This window comes from Promicromonospora sp. NPDC050262 (assembly GCF_040655935.1).
In the GTDB taxonomy this organism is placed as follows: domain Bacteria; phylum Actinomycetota; class Actinomycetes; order Actinomycetales; family Cellulomonadaceae; genus Promicromonospora.
Map to the genome: position 1 here is coordinate 310,775 of NZ_JBFAKX010000002.1, position 14,686 is coordinate 325,460.

General features: G+C 69.2%; 15 protein-coding genes. 11 read left to right on the top strand and 4 right to left on the bottom strand.

Annotation, left to right across the window (positions count from 1 at the left end; all coding sequences use genetic code 11):
• Positions 1-7 precede the first annotated feature (7 nt).
• Positions 8-400, bottom strand: a complete 393-nt coding sequence (locus AB0I29_RS04835; protein WP_357478681.1) for an ester cyclase — start codon at positions 398-400, stop codon at positions 8-10.
• 376 nt (positions 401-776) lie between these two features.
• On the opposite strand from AB0I29_RS04835, the gene AB0I29_RS04840 reads away from it, so the two are divergent.
• The 5 genes from AB0I29_RS04840 to AB0I29_RS04860 all read left to right on the top strand — a co-directional run bounded on the left by AB0I29_RS04840 (position 777) and on the right by AB0I29_RS04860 (position 6,423).
• The gene (locus tag AB0I29_RS04840) at positions 777-1,595 is read left to right on the top strand and encodes a GDSL-type esterase/lipase family protein (protein WP_357478684.1); all 819 of its coding nucleotides are present in this window, start codon (positions 777-779) and stop codon (positions 1,593-1,595) included.
• A 262-nt stretch (positions 1,596-1,857) separates the two neighbouring features.
• A complete protein-coding gene (locus AB0I29_RS04845; RefSeq protein ID WP_357478686.1) occupies positions 1,858-3,099 on the top strand; it encodes a histidine kinase in 1,242 nt (413 codons plus the stop codon).
• Positions 3,096-3,788 carry a response regulator transcription factor gene (locus tag AB0I29_RS04850; RefSeq protein ID WP_285102108.1) on the top strand — a complete coding sequence of 231 codons (693 nt, stop codon included), beginning with the start codon at positions 3,096-3,098 and terminating at the stop codon, positions 3,786-3,788. The genes AB0I29_RS04845 and AB0I29_RS04850 overlap by 4 nt, the downstream gene beginning before the upstream one ends.
• A 172-nt stretch (positions 3,789-3,960) precedes the next feature.
• The gene (locus tag AB0I29_RS04855; RefSeq protein WP_357478690.1) at positions 3,961-5,205 is read left to right on the top strand and encodes a fumarylacetoacetate hydrolase family protein; all 1,245 of its coding nucleotides are present in this window, start codon (positions 3,961-3,963) and stop codon (positions 5,203-5,205) included.
• 183 nt (positions 5,206-5,388) lie between these two features.
• Complete coding sequence (locus AB0I29_RS04860) at positions 5,389-6,423, top strand: alpha/beta hydrolase (protein ID WP_357478693.1); 1,035 nt, start codon at positions 5,389-5,391, stop codon at positions 6,421-6,423.
• Positions 6,424-6,479: 56 nt separating this feature from the next.
• Here the strand turns inward: AB0I29_RS04860 and AB0I29_RS04865 are convergent, their stop codons facing one another.
• Complete coding sequence (locus AB0I29_RS04865; RefSeq protein WP_285102105.1) at positions 6,480-6,938, bottom strand: methylglyoxal synthase; 459 nt, start codon at positions 6,936-6,938, stop codon at positions 6,480-6,482.
• Positions 6,939-7,486: 548 nt separating this feature from the next.
• Between AB0I29_RS04865 and AB0I29_RS04870 the strand changes: the two genes are divergently transcribed.
• The 6 genes from AB0I29_RS04870 to AB0I29_RS04895 all read left to right on the top strand — a co-directional run bounded on the left by AB0I29_RS04870 (position 7,487) and on the right by AB0I29_RS04895 (position 12,724).
• The gene (locus AB0I29_RS04870; RefSeq protein ID WP_357478696.1) at positions 7,487-8,407 is read left to right on the top strand and encodes a carbon-nitrogen hydrolase family protein; all 921 of its coding nucleotides are present in this window, start codon (positions 7,487-7,489) and stop codon (positions 8,405-8,407) included.
• Positions 8,404-9,174: an ABC transporter ATP-binding protein gene (locus AB0I29_RS04875; RefSeq protein ID WP_357478699.1), complete on the top strand. Its 771-nt coding sequence runs from the start codon at positions 8,404-8,406 to the stop codon at positions 9,172-9,174. Before AB0I29_RS04870 ends, AB0I29_RS04875 begins: the two co-directional genes overlap by 4 nt.
• Before the next feature lie 14 nt (positions 9,175-9,188).
• Positions 9,189-10,013, top strand: a complete 825-nt coding sequence (locus AB0I29_RS04880) for an ABC transporter permease (RefSeq protein ID WP_357478702.1) — start codon at positions 9,189-9,191, stop codon at positions 10,011-10,013.
• An 8-nt stretch (positions 10,014-10,021) separates the two neighbouring features.
• Positions 10,022-11,065 (top strand): ABC transporter substrate-binding protein, encoded by a 1,044-nt coding sequence (locus AB0I29_RS04885; RefSeq protein WP_357478705.1) that lies wholly within the window; start codon positions 10,022-10,024, stop codon positions 11,063-11,065.
• 61 nt (positions 11,066-11,126) lie between these two features.
• Positions 11,127-11,318 (top strand): hypothetical protein, encoded by a 192-nt coding sequence (locus AB0I29_RS04890; RefSeq protein WP_285102100.1) that lies wholly within the window; start codon positions 11,127-11,129, stop codon positions 11,316-11,318.
• Complete coding sequence (locus AB0I29_RS04895; protein ID WP_285102099.1) at positions 11,318-12,724, top strand: amidase; 1,407 nt, start codon at positions 11,318-11,320, stop codon at positions 12,722-12,724. The genes AB0I29_RS04890 and AB0I29_RS04895 overlap by 1 nt, the downstream gene beginning before the upstream one ends.
• Here AB0I29_RS04895 and AB0I29_RS04900 read toward each other — a convergent pair.
• Both AB0I29_RS04900 and AB0I29_RS04905 read right to left on the bottom strand, forming a co-directional pair.
• Positions 12,700-13,467 carry a GntR family transcriptional regulator gene (locus AB0I29_RS04900; protein ID WP_285102098.1) on the bottom strand — a complete coding sequence of 256 codons (768 nt, stop codon included), beginning with the start codon at positions 13,465-13,467 and terminating at the stop codon, positions 12,700-12,702. The two genes, AB0I29_RS04895 and AB0I29_RS04900, sit on opposite strands and share 25 nt — an antisense overlap.
• A 325-nt stretch (positions 13,468-13,792) precedes the next feature.
• Complete coding sequence (locus AB0I29_RS04905; protein ID WP_357478710.1) at positions 13,793-14,635, bottom strand: BtpA/SgcQ family protein; 843 nt, start codon at positions 14,633-14,635, stop codon at positions 13,793-13,795.
• Between the last annotated feature and the right edge of the window lie 51 nt (positions 14,636-14,686).

Genomic DNA, 14,686 nt, shown 5'->3' on the forward strand with positions numbered 1-14,686 from the left:
GGTCAGGTCATCCGGCGAGCTGTCGGCGGAGCACCTCGGCGTCGTGCAGGGCGGACATGTGGACGAAGCGACCGTTGCGCACCTGGTAGATGGCGTACTCGACGATCTCGAACGATGCCCCGGTGGGGGTGACGCCGAGCCATTCCTTGACGGGGGTGCCGGTGTTGATCAAGCGGGCGCCGATCCGGTCGCCGTCGAAGGCGAGCTCCTGCAGGTCCCAGTGGAAGTCGGGCACGGCCTCCGCGTCGCCGGTCAGGACGGCGACCACGTCGTCCCTGGTGCCGGGTTCGCTGTTCAGGGTGACCTGGTCGTTGATGAACTCGTCCATCCGGTCGAACTGGTGGGCGTTGAGCGCTGCGATGTAGTTCTCGTAGAACTCGCGCAGATCGATGTCAGGCATGGTCGTCCTTTCCGTGTGCCACCCGGCGGGCAGCGTTCGTGACTCGCGTGTCCGGCCGCCGCATGTCGTGTCGGTGACCGTGACACACGCGCCAACACCGAGCCACCAGACTTTCATTCCGATCGGTACTTAAGTGGGCCAGGGTGTGTGCCGCCGCTCGCCGAGGCCGTCCCAGGCGCGGCCGACGAGGACCGATGGCCGACGGCCGGCTGATCCGGCTGGGGAACGAGTACCGCGGCTGTGGCCCGGCCCGTACCGGTGGGTGATGTCGAACGTGGATCTGGTCTCTCACGATGACCGCGCACCGACCGGGCACCTGTCCGGCGGACGCCGGCCGTCTGGTCGGCCTGCATCTCGACTCCTGGAAGGAACTCCCATGTCCGACACCCTCGAAGCCCTCGCCCCCGCCACCGGCAGCCCGCGGCGCCGGTGGGGCCGGCGCCTGGTCGCCGTCGTCGCGACGCTCCTCGCCCTCGCCCTGCTGGTCAGCGTCACGGTGCTGGTGAAGGCCTTCATCTTCAAGCCCGCCAACGGGCCGGCCGCGTTCCGCGACGCCCCGGCATCGGACTCCCTGATGGTGGTCGCGGGCGCCAGCACGGTGCAGGGCACCATCAGCGCCGACTGGGTCAGCGGCCTGTACGAGCCCGGCACCGATGTGGTCAACGCCGGCATCAACGGGCACACCACCGCCGATCTCCTGGAGCGCCTGGACCGCGACGTCGTCGAGCTGGACCCCGAGCGGGTGATCACCCTGGTGGGCACCAACGACATCCGCAACGATGTCGACCCCGCGCAGTCGCAGGAGAACATCTCCCAGATCCTGGACAAGCTGACCACACAGACGTCGGCGGACGTGGCCGTGATGTCGCTGCAGCCCCTGGGAGAGCAGCCCGACAGCGACGAGAACACCCGGGTCCGTGCCTACAACGCGATGCTCAAGAGCGAGGCCGAGGAGCGAGGTGTGGACTACCTGCCGCTGTTCGAGTCGCTGGAACCTCTGCTCGACGGCGACGCCCCCGACTTCTCGTTCCCGATCATCCAGACCGCGTTCGACAAGTTCCTGTTCGGCAAGACGTTCAACGAGATGTCGGCCGGCCACGGCCTGCAGATCACGGCCGACAACGTGCACCTCAACGAGCGCGGCGCCGCCGTGGCCGGCCGGCTCGCCGCCGGTTGGATGGAGCAGACCCGATGAACGGCCGTGGGAGGTCGCCCTCCACCCGCTGCCGTACCGGCACGGCATCACACGGGCGTTCTTCGCACCGGCCTGGCGCCGCCACATGAACGACATCCTGGTCCGGACCATCGTCCGGATCGACAGCCTGTCCGACGAGGACAACCACGTCCGGGACTGAGCGTGGCCGCACCGGCCCGTACGTCGCTCCCGTACCGCGGTACGGGCCCCGCTCAACCCAGGGGTGACGACCGCCACCCGGCGCGGACCGTACCCTCAGGACATGCCTCACGAGGAGCTGGACAAGGAGACGAAGCGCGCGCCGCTGCCCTTCTGGGCGCGGTGCGTGCTCGCCTTGTTCTGCTCCGCCCTGTACGCGATGGCGGTGCCCTACACGTCGGCGGTCTACGAGCTCGACCTCGCCGTGGCATTCGCCATCGCCACGGTGCAGTGCGGCTCGCTCGTGCTCGCCGTCCCACGCCCACGCCTCGGCGCAGCTGTGCACCTGCTGTCGATCGCGGCCCTCGTGCTCGCCACCCGCGAGAGCGACGCGGACATGTGGCCGCTGCCGATCTCCGGCCTCGTCTCCCTCGGCGCCCTCGTGCTCCTGCTCGGCGTCCGGGAGAGATGGACGGTCTCGTTCGGGACCTGGTGGGCGAGCGTCGCACTGCTCGTGGCGCTCATCGTGCTCACGCCCGACCGCTACGCCGATCCCGACCAGTGGGGCACCAACCTCACGATCTACACGAGCTACACGATCCTGGTGCTCGGCGCCGCGATCGCGGTGGGACAACGCCACCGGATCCGGGCGGAGCTGGCCAAGGCACGCAAGGACGTCGAGCACGCCGAGGCGCAACGCATCCTGTTCGAGGAACGGGCGCGGATCGCGCGCGAGCTGCACGACGTCGTCGCGCACAGCATGTCTCTCGTGCACATGCAGGCCCTGTCCGCACCGGCCCGGCTCGGTCCGACCCGCCCCGAGGTGGAGCGTGACTTCGAGGACATCGCCCGCTCGGCCGGCACGGCGCTCGCCGAGATGCGTCAGCTCCTCGGTGCCCTGCGGCCCGACCACGGCACCGCCGACCTCGTGCCGCAACCACAGATCCAGGACATCGCCGACCTCGCGGCCGGGACCGTCCGGGCCGGCATCCCGGTCACGCTGGACGTCGCACCCGGCGCCACCGCTGCGTCGCCCATCGCGCAGCTCACCGCGTACCGGATCGTGCAGGAGGCGCTGAGCAACGTCGCCCGGCACGCCCGGTCGGCGTCGACGCAGGTGCTGATCGACGTCCAGGGCGCCGTCCTGCACGTCCGCGTGCACAACGGGCCGCCCGCGGACGGTGGGGGAGGGGACCCCGCCAGCCCGGACCGCGGCGGGCACGGGCTGCGCGGGATGCGCGAGCGCGTCACCCTTCTCGGCGGCAGTCTGGAGACCGGCCCGGACCGGTCCGGCGGATACTCGGTCGAGGCGATCCTGCCGTCGGCGATCATCGAACAGGCCATCAGCGCCGAGGAGTCGCGATGACCGTCCGTGTCCTGGTCGTCGACGACCAGCCGATGTTCCGGGCCGGCATGACGGCGCTGCTCGGCGCCGAGGAGGGGATCACCGTCGTCGGAGAGGCCGGCGACGGCGAGGAGGCCATCGCCCGCAACCGCGTGCTGCACCCCGACGTGGTGCTCATGGACGTGCGCATGCCGAAGATGAACGGCATCGACGCCGCCCGCCGGCTCACCCGTCCCGCGGGCGCCGCGAACGCCCCTCGGGTGATCATGCTGACCACCTTCGACATCGACGAGTACGTCTATGCGGCCCTGGAGGCCGGGGCCAGCGGTTTCCTGCTCAAGGACGCCGGCGTCCGCGAGCTGGCCACCGCCGTCCAGGTCGTGGCGCGGGGCGACTCGCTGCTCGCACCGCAGGTCACGCGCCGGCTCATCGAGCAGTTCGTCGCGAGAAAGCCTGACGGCCTGGTGCCGATGACCGTGTTCAACAGTCTGACCGACCGGGAGCGAGAGGTGTTCCTGCTGATCGCTACGGGCAGGTCGAACGCCGAGATCGGCCGGACCCTCTACATGGCCGAGCAGACCGCCAAGAGCCACGTCAGCCGCATTATGTCCAAGCTCCACCTGCGCGACCGGGTGCACGCGGTGATGCTCGGCTACGAGACCGGCCTGGTCACGCCGGGGTCCGCAGGGTTCGCCGGCGACACAGCCTGACGAGCTCTCGTCCCTGCCGCCCCGACGGCAACGCGTGGTCCGGCGTGTGTCGTTGTCGCCGGTACCGGCGTACGGGCCACACGCACCGGATGGGTGATGATCCGGGACGGCATGCCTTCCTACCTTCGGGCCACCTACGGAACACGGCACCACCCGAACGAGGAGATTCACCATGCGCACCATGTCCCGCCGCCGGAAGGCGGCCACGATCAGCGTCAGCGTCGCGGCCGGCCTGGCCGTCGCTGCCGTCGGCTCCTACGCCGTCGTCCGTGCGATCCCGGCCGAGTTCCCGCTCGTCTACTCCGAGAAGATCGAGCCGGGTGTCACACAGGGCGTCGACATCGCCGACCCCGCCACCGCCCTGACCTTCGCCCGTGTCGATACCGGGGCCGGCCCGACGGTCCTGGCCGTCACCGGGTACGCGGACCACGAGATCACGGGAGTCGACATCAACGCGGCGGCGGGTACCGCCTTCACCGATCCGATCGCGGCCTTCGACACGCTCGGCTACCCGGCGCTCCAGGAGATCGCCACCGACACCGCGCTGCGGCGAGCGACAGTCTCCTCCGCCGAGGTGCTCACCGCGATCGACACCCACTCCGACCACATCGGCACCGGCACCAACTACGTCGAGCACCAGGCGGAGGCGACCATCGAGGAGCCCTACCTGTTCCCGAAGGTGGGCGCCCTGACCGACTCGAACGAGCCGCTGCCGGCTGGTGAGGGCGGCCTGCTGGACTACGAGGTCGAGCTCGGCCTGGTCGCGCTGGACGACATCACCGCCGAGACCGGAACCCCCGAGCACATGGGACTCGTGCTCAGCAACGACTGGACCGACCGCGAGCTGCTCGTCAGCCAGATCGAGGTCGACAACCTCACCGGTGGTGCCGGCTTCACCAACGCGAAGAGCCAGCCCGGGTTCTTCAGCACCGGCGACCTGTTCGTCATCCCCGCCGACTGGCAGTCGTACTACAAGGACCTGGAGCTCGACCTCTTCGTCAACGGCGACCTGCGCCAGCGCGCCCACCCCGTCGACATGGTCTGGGACGCCCCGACCGTCATCGAAAAGGTTCTCACTATCGGCGACCGCACCTGGGACAGCGACGGCGAGCAGATCCCGCTGACTCCCGAGGCCGGCGTGATCTCGCGGGGCACGGTCATCCAGAGCGGCACCCCGGAGGGTGTGATCTACCGCGCCCCGGACACGCGCCAGCGGTTCCTGGGCTTCATGGAGTGGGCCGGAAGCCTGGGCACCAACGCCGAGAGCGTCGTCGCGTCCGCCCTGGACGTCTACGTCCGGGACGCCCACGAGGCCGGCGTCTACCTCCAGCCGGGGGACGAGATCGTCACCCGCGCCGAAGGCCTCGGGCAGATCTTCACCACCATCGTCCCGGGACCGCGCTCCGAGACCGAGTAGGCGCCCGGAGCGGTGCGGCATGCCGGGTCTCCACCGCGCGGTGATCGCAGGGGCGGACACCGGCGAGACTTCCGGCCCAATCGGTCCGTAAGTCTTGCCGTGCGGCGCGCCCCGTGATGCACTTATGTCTCGCTCGGTACAGAAGTGGCTGGGGTGACCTCACCCTGAAGAACTGGAGACACGATGAAGATGCGATCACTCGGCATCGGGGGAGCCGTCGCGGCCACGCTCGCGACGACGGCCCTGCTGCTGCCCGGTGCCGCGCCCGACCGGGGCGCGGCACCGGTAGCCGTCGAGACCGTGGCGGTGTCGGCGGGCTCGTCCGCCTCGGCGGCGTCGGCCGCCGGGCACCGCGACGCCCGCCCGCCGACGGGGTACACGTCGCAGTACGCGCAGGTCAACGGCTTCCGCATGCACTACCTGCGAGGCGGCAGCGGGTCGCCCGTCGTGCTGCTGCACGGCTTCCCGCAGACCTGGGCCGAGTGGACCGACCAGCTCGGTCCGCTCGCCGAGGACCACACCGTGATCGCGGTGGACCTGCGGGGGACCGGGGACTCCGGCGTCCCGCAGGGCGGCTATGACACCACGCAACTGGCCAAGGCCGTCCATGCGCTGCTCACCCGGCTCGGCCTGAACGACGGGGTGCAGATCGTCGCCCACGACATCGGGGCATGGGTCGCCTACCCGTACGCCGCCATGTGGCCGGACGAGGTGGAGCGCATCGCACTCATGGAGGGGCCCATCCCCGACGAGACGATCTACGAGTACCCGGCCCTGAACGCCGACGGCGGTCCGTCGATCTGGCACTACGGGTTCTTCCAGCAGGACATCTCCGAGGGGCTGGTCGCCGGGAACGAGCGTGAGCTGGTCGAGGGGTTCATCGGCCAGTTCCTGGGCGACGAGTCGGCGTTCTCGCCGGCGGACTACGAGTTCTACGCCCGGTACCTGCGCGAGCCCGGTCGCTGGGACGCGTGGCTGAAGATGTACCGGGCGCTGCACGTGAACGTCGAGCAGAACGCGCGGTTCCGGGCCGACGGGCCGCTGACCATGCCCGTCCTCGCGATCGGCGGCGAGAAGTCACTCGGCGCGAGCATCGGTGACCAGCTCGAGAAGTACGCGAGCAACGTCGACACCCGGGTCCTGGAGGGTTCCGGGCACTGGGTCACCGAGGAGCGGCCCCAGGCGCTGACGGATCTGCTGCGCGCGTTCCTGCGATAGCCCATGCGATCTCGGCACATTGAACCGTGGACGGGCGTGGAGGTTGATCGGTCGGCTCAGGCGAGAGCTTCGGGGGTCCGGTCCCAGTCGCGGGGCGTGAGGTCGGGCCGGCGGTTCTCGTAGTCGCTCGACAGGAGCGGAGAGGAGATGATCATGTCCGCGGTGGCCACGTTGCAGGCCATCGGCACGTTCCATACGGCGCCGATCCGTAGGAGCGCCTTGACGTCGGGGTCGTGCGGCTGGGCTTCGAGCGGGTCCCAGAAGAAGATCAGCATGTCGAGGCTGCCTTCGGCGATCCGGGCCCCGATCTGCTGGTCCCCGCCGACCGGGCCGGACAGGAACCGGTGCACGGGAAGACCGAGCTCGTACTCGAGCATCGTCCCGGTGGTGCCGGTCGCGTAGAGCTGGTGCTCGGCGAGGGTGTCCCGGTTGTACTCGGCCCAGCGCAGCAGCTCGACCTTCATGTTGTCGTGCGCGACCAGGGCGATATGACGTTGCTTGACGGCCGGGTTCATCGTGACCTCCGATCGGCGGCGGCGCGGGTTGTGGCACTCGCCCCGTCGCAGGCGTCGTACTCGAAGTATCTGGCTGCTGCCGGTGGTTGTCACCCGGGTCGGCTGCACGTCCCTCACCGCGGAGCGCTCGATGGGCCCAAGGAGCCGGGGCCTCTGAGCCCCAGCTCGGAGACCCCAGCTCCTGCCCGAGCGAGGGCCCAGACCCCTCGCTCGGGTCCCGGCCCGGGGGCATCTCCCGAGCCTCTGCCCTGCCGGGAGCCTACGTGGGTCGTGGGTCGTGAGTTCGGACTGCGACGGGTGAAACAACCGACGACGCGGATGGTCGACCTGCTCGACGCCGGTTTCGGTCTTGAGCCGCAATCCACCTCGGGGTCGGCGTTGGTGGCGGAGCGGCGGTCGAATGGAGCAAAAGCGCAGGTCAGTGCGGTGTGTTGGGCCTGGTCAGATGGCTTAACCATGGAGAAATCCCGTTCGCACGGCCGGGAAACACCAGCCCCGAAGACTCGATGCGGTCGGCAGGACGTCGGCATCGCGTCACGGAGGGGCACATGGCACAACGGTCGATCACGGTGGCATCCGCCGCCATCGAGGTGCAGTGGGATCCGGCGGCGAACCTCGCTCGATGTGAGGTCGAGATGCGCGAGGCGGCCCGCCAGGGCGCAGATCTGCTGGTCCTGCCGGAGCAGGCGTTGCAGGGGTATCTGCCCGACACGCTCTCGCTCGACCTCGACCACGTCGGCTACCAGCAGGAGCACGCCGAACCGCTCGACGGTCCGTCGGTGCGGCACATGGCCGCGCTGGCCTCGCAGCTCGGCCTGCACGTCATCTTCGGTATGACCGAACGCGACCCCCGCAGCCCGCACGTGCTGTACAACACCGCGGTCCTTCTCGGGCCGGGCGGCCTGGTCGGCAGCTACCGCAAGGTGCATCAGCCCGGCGACGAGAAGCACGTCTACTGGCCGGGCGACGACTTTCCTGTGTTCGACACCGAGCTCGGTCGGATCGGGATGCTGATCTGCTACGACAAGTGCTTCCCCGAGACCACCCGAGCCCTTGCGCTGCGCGGTGCGCAGATCCTCGTGATGCCGACTGCCTGGGCCTACCAGGACACGGTCTGCGACCCCGCCACCGACCCGATGGTCGACTACTACACGCTCTTCGGCCGGGTACGAGCGCTGGAGAACCAGTGCTGGTTCGTCGGCTCCAACCTCGTCGGCTCGCTCGGACGCCTGCAGTACCACGGCCACAGCCGCATCATCGACCCGCTCGGCCGCATCGTCGCCGACACCGGGCCGGAGGCCGGGCTCGCCGTCGCCGAGATCGACGTCACGGGCTCGATCGGCCGCGCCCGTAGCCGCGGCTACATCGCCTACGACTTCCTCAAGGACTACATCCCGATCGACGCGGGCGGCGCGATCAGCCGCTCGACGGTCCCGACCGCAGCACTCGAAGGCAGGTGGACGGCATGAGCGTCCTCGACATCACACGCATCTCGAAGAGGTACACGCAGGGCGGCCCGGAGGTACTCAAGGACATCAGCTTCCGTGCGGAGAAGAACGAGTTCGTCACGATCGTCGGCCCGTCCGGCTGCGGCAAGTCGACCCTGTTCAACATCGTGGCCGGCCTCCTGCCCCCGACCCAGGGCGAGGTCCGCCTCGACGGCGAGGTCGTCACCGGCACGACGACGCCGCACATCGGCTACGTGCTGCAGAAGGACCTCCTCTTCCCCTGGCTGACCGTGCTCGACAACGTCGGGCTCGGGCTCGAGATCCAGGGGATGCGGCGCCGCGACGCACGCGAGCGAGCGCGCTCGATCTTCGCCGCCTACAACCTCGAGGGCTACGAGGACAAGTACCCCTCAGCGCTCTCCGGCGGTATGCGCCAGCGCGCGGCGCTCATGCGGACCCTGGTCACCGACCCCGACGTGATCCTCATGGACGAGGCCTACAAGGCGCTCGACTACCCGCTGAAGATCCAGCTCGAGAGCGAGCTGCTGCAGACCGTGCGTGAGCGCGGCAAGACCGTCGTCTTCGTCACCCACGACATCGAAGAGGCAGTGACCCTGTCCGACCGCGTCTACGTGCTCAAGGCCAGGCCCGGAGAGGTCGTCGCCGAGATCCCGATCGCGTTGACCACCGACACCACACGGATCGACCAACGCCGGCTCGCCCCGGAGTTCAACGACTACTACGAAGCCATCTGGACGAGCATCGGCCGAGCGCCGATCGCCGCGTGAAGGAAGACCCACGCATGACCACACTCGACATCGCAGACGACCGAGTCGTCCGGGCTCCTTCCACAGCCACCGGACGGCGCGCCACCACCTACCGCACCCTGCTGATCACGCTGCAGGCCGCCATCGCCATCGCGCTCCTCGCGACGTGGGAGATCGGTGCGAGCACCGGTGCCGTGAACACCTTCCTGTTCTCCAGCCCCAGCCGAGTCGGCCAGGTGCTCGTCGAACGCTGGCAGAGCGGCGACCTGCTCCTCGACGTCGGCACCACCGCACTGGAGGTCGCGCTCGGCTTCGTCATCGGCGCCGTCGGCGGCTCCGCGATCGGTCTCCTGCTGTGGTACTCGAAGTTCGTCGCCGACCTCAGCGCCCCCTTCATCGCCGCGATCGGCAGCATCCCCGTCCTGGCCATCGCGCCGATGACGATCATCTGGTTCGGCACCGGTCTCGAGTCCAAGATCGTCATCGTCGCCTTCTCCTGCGTCGTCGTGTCGCTGACCACCTCCTATCGCGGCGCGCGCATGGCCGACCAGGACCTGCTCAACCTCGTCCGCTCCTTCGGCGGCAACCGCGGCACGGCCTTCCGCCGAGTCGTCGTACCCGCCTCGATGACCTGGGTCGTACAGGCCCTGAAGCTCAACGTGGGCTTCGCGATCGTCGGCGCGATCGTCGGCGAATACATCTCGTCCAACGCCGGCATCGGCCACATGATCCTGCTCGGCAGCTCGAACTTCAGCGTCAACATCGTGCTCGCCGGACTCGCCCTCGTGATGGTCATGGTGCTCGCCTTCACCCTGATCGTCTCCGGCATCGAACGCGTCCTCCTTCGATGGGAAAAGTAAGGAACACCATGAAGCTCCACGGCAACCGTCATCTCGCCGCACTCGCGGCCGGCGCCCTCGCCCTGGCCGCAGCGGGCTGCGGCGCACAAGGCACCAGCGCCAGCGCGGGCACAGACCCGGGCTCGAACGAGGTCGTCATCAACCAGGCATTCCAGTCGCTGCTCTACCTGCCCCTGTACGTGGCCCAGGAGCAGGGGTACTTCGAGGACGAGGGCGTCGACGTCACGATCGACACCGGTGGCGGCGGCACCCAGTCGTGGTCCGCGGTGCTCGGCGGCTCGGCCGACTTCTCGATCCAGGACCCGGTGTTCGTCCCCAAATCGCACGAGCAGGGCGGCGAGGGCGTGGTCGTCGCCGCCGTGCAGAACGCCCCGACCGTGTTCATCATCGGCCAGGACGACACCGACCTGCAGGACGACCTGTCCTTCCTCGACGGCAAGCGAGTGGTGACCAGCCCCGAGCCGGACACGACCTGGGCGTTCATGACCTACCTCGCGCAGCAGAACGACATAGACGTGGAGATCGTCAACGTCGCGATCGGCAACGAGCTCGCCGCCGTCCAGTCCGGACAGGCCGACTACGCACTCGCGGTCGACCCCCAGGTCGCCCAGGGCGAAGCGATGGGCCTGACGAGCGTGTACTCCTTCTCGGCCAACGAGGACTGGTCGCCCTTCGCCTTCTCGAGCCTCACCACGACGCAGGCGTACATCGACGAGAACCCGGAGGCGGCGCAGGGCGTCGTGACCGCGTTCGAGCGTGCGAGCCGGTCGATCTACGCCGATCCCGACCGCGCCATCGAGATCGCGCAGGAGTACTTCAGCGATCTCGACGACGACGTGATCGCGACCTCCGTCAACCGCGAGATCGAAGCCAAGGGGTATCCCGAGACGGTGCTCGTCACCCCTGAGTCGTGGGACAACAACCTGGAGATCGCCCTGTACGCGGGCAACGTCGAGGACTACCCCTCGGACGCGACGAGCTACGAGACGAACGTGAACACCGAGCTCGCCGAGCAGGCCGCAACCGCGGCCGACGAAGCGGGTACCGAGTGAACCACCGGGTGCCGGTACCAGAGGTCTGTGCCGGCACCCGGCTGCCAGAAGGGTGTTGAGCATGGACGCACACCAGGTGAGAGCACTGCTACGCGAGCACGGCGTACACCTCGACGGTGGTGAGGCCGAGGCGGCGACGGTCGAGCTCGCGCAGGACTGGCTGGCGCGAGCAGCCCGGGTACGGGTGGTCGCGGAGCGCGTGATCCCAGCCGGTGAACCGCCGATCACCGTCGTGACGACGGGGGACCGCTGATGCAGGAGCTGCTGGACCTGTCCATCGCCGAGCTCGCAGCCGGGCTGCGACGACGCGAGTACAGCGTCGTCGACGTGGTCTCCGCGTCCCTCACACGGATCGAGCAGACCACCGAGCTCGCGGCGTACGTCGACGTCTACGCCGATCGAGCCCTGAAGATCGCCCAGGCGCACCAGACGTTGCTCGGCAACGGGATCGACCTCGGCCCGTTGCACGGAGTACCGATCGCGGTGAAGGACAACATCGACGTCGAGGGCACGCTGACCGCCGCAGGCAGCCGCATCCTGCAGGGCAACCTCTCGGAGGAGGACGCGACGGTGGTGGCACGCCTGCGCAAACGGGGCGCGATCATCGTCGGGACGACGAACCTGCACGAGTTCGCCTGGGGCGGCACGACGGACAACCCGCACTTCGGCAGGACCCGTAATCCCTGGGACCTGAGCCGGAGCCCTGCGGGTTCGAGCGGCGGTTCGGGTGCGGCGGTCGCGGCACGCACCGTGTTCGCCGCGCTCGGCACCGACACGGGCGGTTCGGTGCGCCTGCCGGCCTCGATGAACGGGGTCACGGGCATCCGGCCGGGGATAGGCCGGGTCAGCAACGCGGGCGTCTACCCGTTGGCATGGTCGCTCGACACGGTCGGCCCGCTCGCGGGCAGCGCGCAGGACTGTGCCGTGCTGCTGGACGCCATGAGCGGCCACGACGTCCGCGACCCGCAGTCGTACGGGCACCCGACCGCCGGCCTTGCCGGCGTGCGGGAGCGAATGCAGCGGGGAGCGCGCATCGGCGTCGTCTCCGGCGTCAGCCGCGTCCAGCTCCAGCCTGCCGTGCTCGAGGCCTTCGACAACACTCTCGTCCTGCTCGAACGGCTCGGGGCGAGCGTGCACGAGGTCGAGATCCCCGACCTCGAAGCTGTCGTCGACGCTCTGGTGATCGTGGACGCCGTCGAACCGAGCGCCCACCACGCGCCCTGGTTACGGAGCCGTCCCGCGGACTACGGCGCCGACGTACGAGCCAACCTCGAGGCCGGGCTCGTCATCCCAGCGGTCGACTACGTGCAGGCCCAGCGGTATCGCGCCCACGTGCGACGCCACTTCATCGCCGCGTTCGAACAGGTCGACGTGCTTGTCACTCCGACACTGCCGTTCACCGCTCCCGGCGTGGGGCAGACGAGCATCGAGATCGACGGTGTCGAACGCGACGTCCTGACCAGCCTGATGCGGTTCACCGCGCTCGCGAGCGTTCCCGGCCTGCCGGCGATGAGCCTGCCCATCGGGTTCGACCCGGACGGCTTGCCCATCGGTCTGCAGGTGATCGGCCCGCCCGACGACGAGGCAGGGGTGCTGCGGGTCGGCGCGATGCTGCAGTCGCAGACCGACTGGCATCAGTGCCGACCGTCGCTCGCCTGACCATCGACGAAGGGCCTGCGCTGGAAGTGGTTGACGATGTGGATCTGGTCGGCGCGGTAGTAGCCGGTGGCGATCTCGATCAGCGTGCCGTCGGACCGGTAGGTCTTGCGGTGCTGCAGCATCGTCGGATCGCCGACCTCGAGGCGCAGCAGCTCCGCGACTCCGGCGTCCGCACGCGCCGCCCCGGTGGTCACGACCGCCTCACCGAGCTCGTGGCCGAAGGACTCCAGGTAGGCGAACGTCCCGCCGCCAAGGCTCGGTGAGTCGACGGGAGGTCGTTCGAGCCCGAGGTCCGTGCGGAGGAAGGATGACCAGAGCACGAGCGGCTCCGGCCCCATGGTCAACCGCTCCCAGCGGATGACTCGATCGCCCGGTTCGAGCTCGAGCTGCTCGGCGACGGCCGGCGTCGGGTCGAGCTCGCTCCAGTCGATGAGGCGGTAGAAGACGAGACGTTCGGTCAGGTTCGTCTCGCCGTCCTCACCGATCGCGCGCAGAGAGTTGAGCTGGTGCAGCAGGACGTGCGTGGTCGGCTGGGTGCCCTGCCCCGGTATGCGTCGCAGCAGGTTCTCCTGCACGAGCACGGCGAGCGCTTCGCGTACGACGTTCCTGCCGACGCCGAACCGTACTGCCAGCTCGTCCTCGGCCGGCAGAGACCGCCCCCAGGCACCCGCGATGATCTTGGCGCGGATGACATCGCGGACGAGGCGAGCACGGTGGTGTCGACGATCGAGGTAGCTCGTCACGGTGGATCCCTGGATTGCCAGTCGAGGTGTGCGGCCCGGGCCCAGCAACGCGAGGGCGGCGCCGGGGCGCCGCTGCACCACGCACCATACCGTGGCGCTGCCGCACCGTCGGGCGAGTGTACGGAGTGCGCCCCCAGGCAGGTCCTCCTCCAGGCGATCCGGTCCTCGCCGGCGCTGAGCGAGCACGCCGCGCGCGAGACGCTGGTCGCGCTGAACGGGGGTGCCCACGTCGGGGTCGGCGTCCACGACGCCGACCCCGGTGGTCCAGCTCTGCGGGGTGGCCCGGAACTGAGGACCGGCGCTGCACCGATGGGCAAGGGATCGCTCAGGCTGATGCGAGGAAGCCGGAGCGAAGCGAGCGGACCGCGGACATCAGCTCTTCGACGCGGCTGGAGTCTGCCTCGTTCTCGAAGATGCCTTCGGACTTGAAGTACGTGCCCACGACCGCGCCGTCGGCGACGCCGAGTACCTGCTCGACGGTTTCTGCGCGCACGCCTGTGTTCACGAAGACCGGGGTGTGGCCTGCGTTCGCCTTGACGATGCGAAGCGCCTCGATGTCCGTCGGGGCGCCCGCCGTGGGCCCGGATACGCAGAGCGCATCGGGCGCGGTGGCGAACACGGTGGTCCGGGTGATGGATGCCAGATCCCGTTCGGCGACGTACTGCGCGGACTCGGGGACGATGTTGTACAGCAGGCGCACGTTGTCGGCTCCGATGCGGTGTCGGTGACGGGCGATCTCGCCGACGTTGGTGTCCCACATGCCGAAGTCGCTCGCGTACACGCCGGTGAAGATCTCGCGCACCCAACGGGCGCCGGTGGCCACCGCCAGGTCGATCGATGCGCGTGCGTCCCACAGGACGTTGACGCCGTAGGGGATCGTGACGTCGTCCAGGAGCTCGCCGATGACGCGGGCCATGGTGATGGCGGTGATCGGCTCGGTCTTGGTGAGGTACGGGAGGCTGAACTCGTTCGAGAACATCACGCCGTCCACCCCGCCCTCCTGGAGTGCGGCGAGCTCCCGCCGCGCCCGTGAGACGACCGCAGACAGCCCGGCCGTGCTGTCGTAGCCAGGGTCTCCGGGCAGCGCGCTCAGGTGAAGCATCGCGATCACGGGCTTCGGTGCGTCGAAGATCTCGTTCAGCCAGCTGGTCATGCCAGTTCCTTCCATCGAAGCCTGCGCCAGGGGTTACAAATTCACATCTTGAGGCATACGATCGCA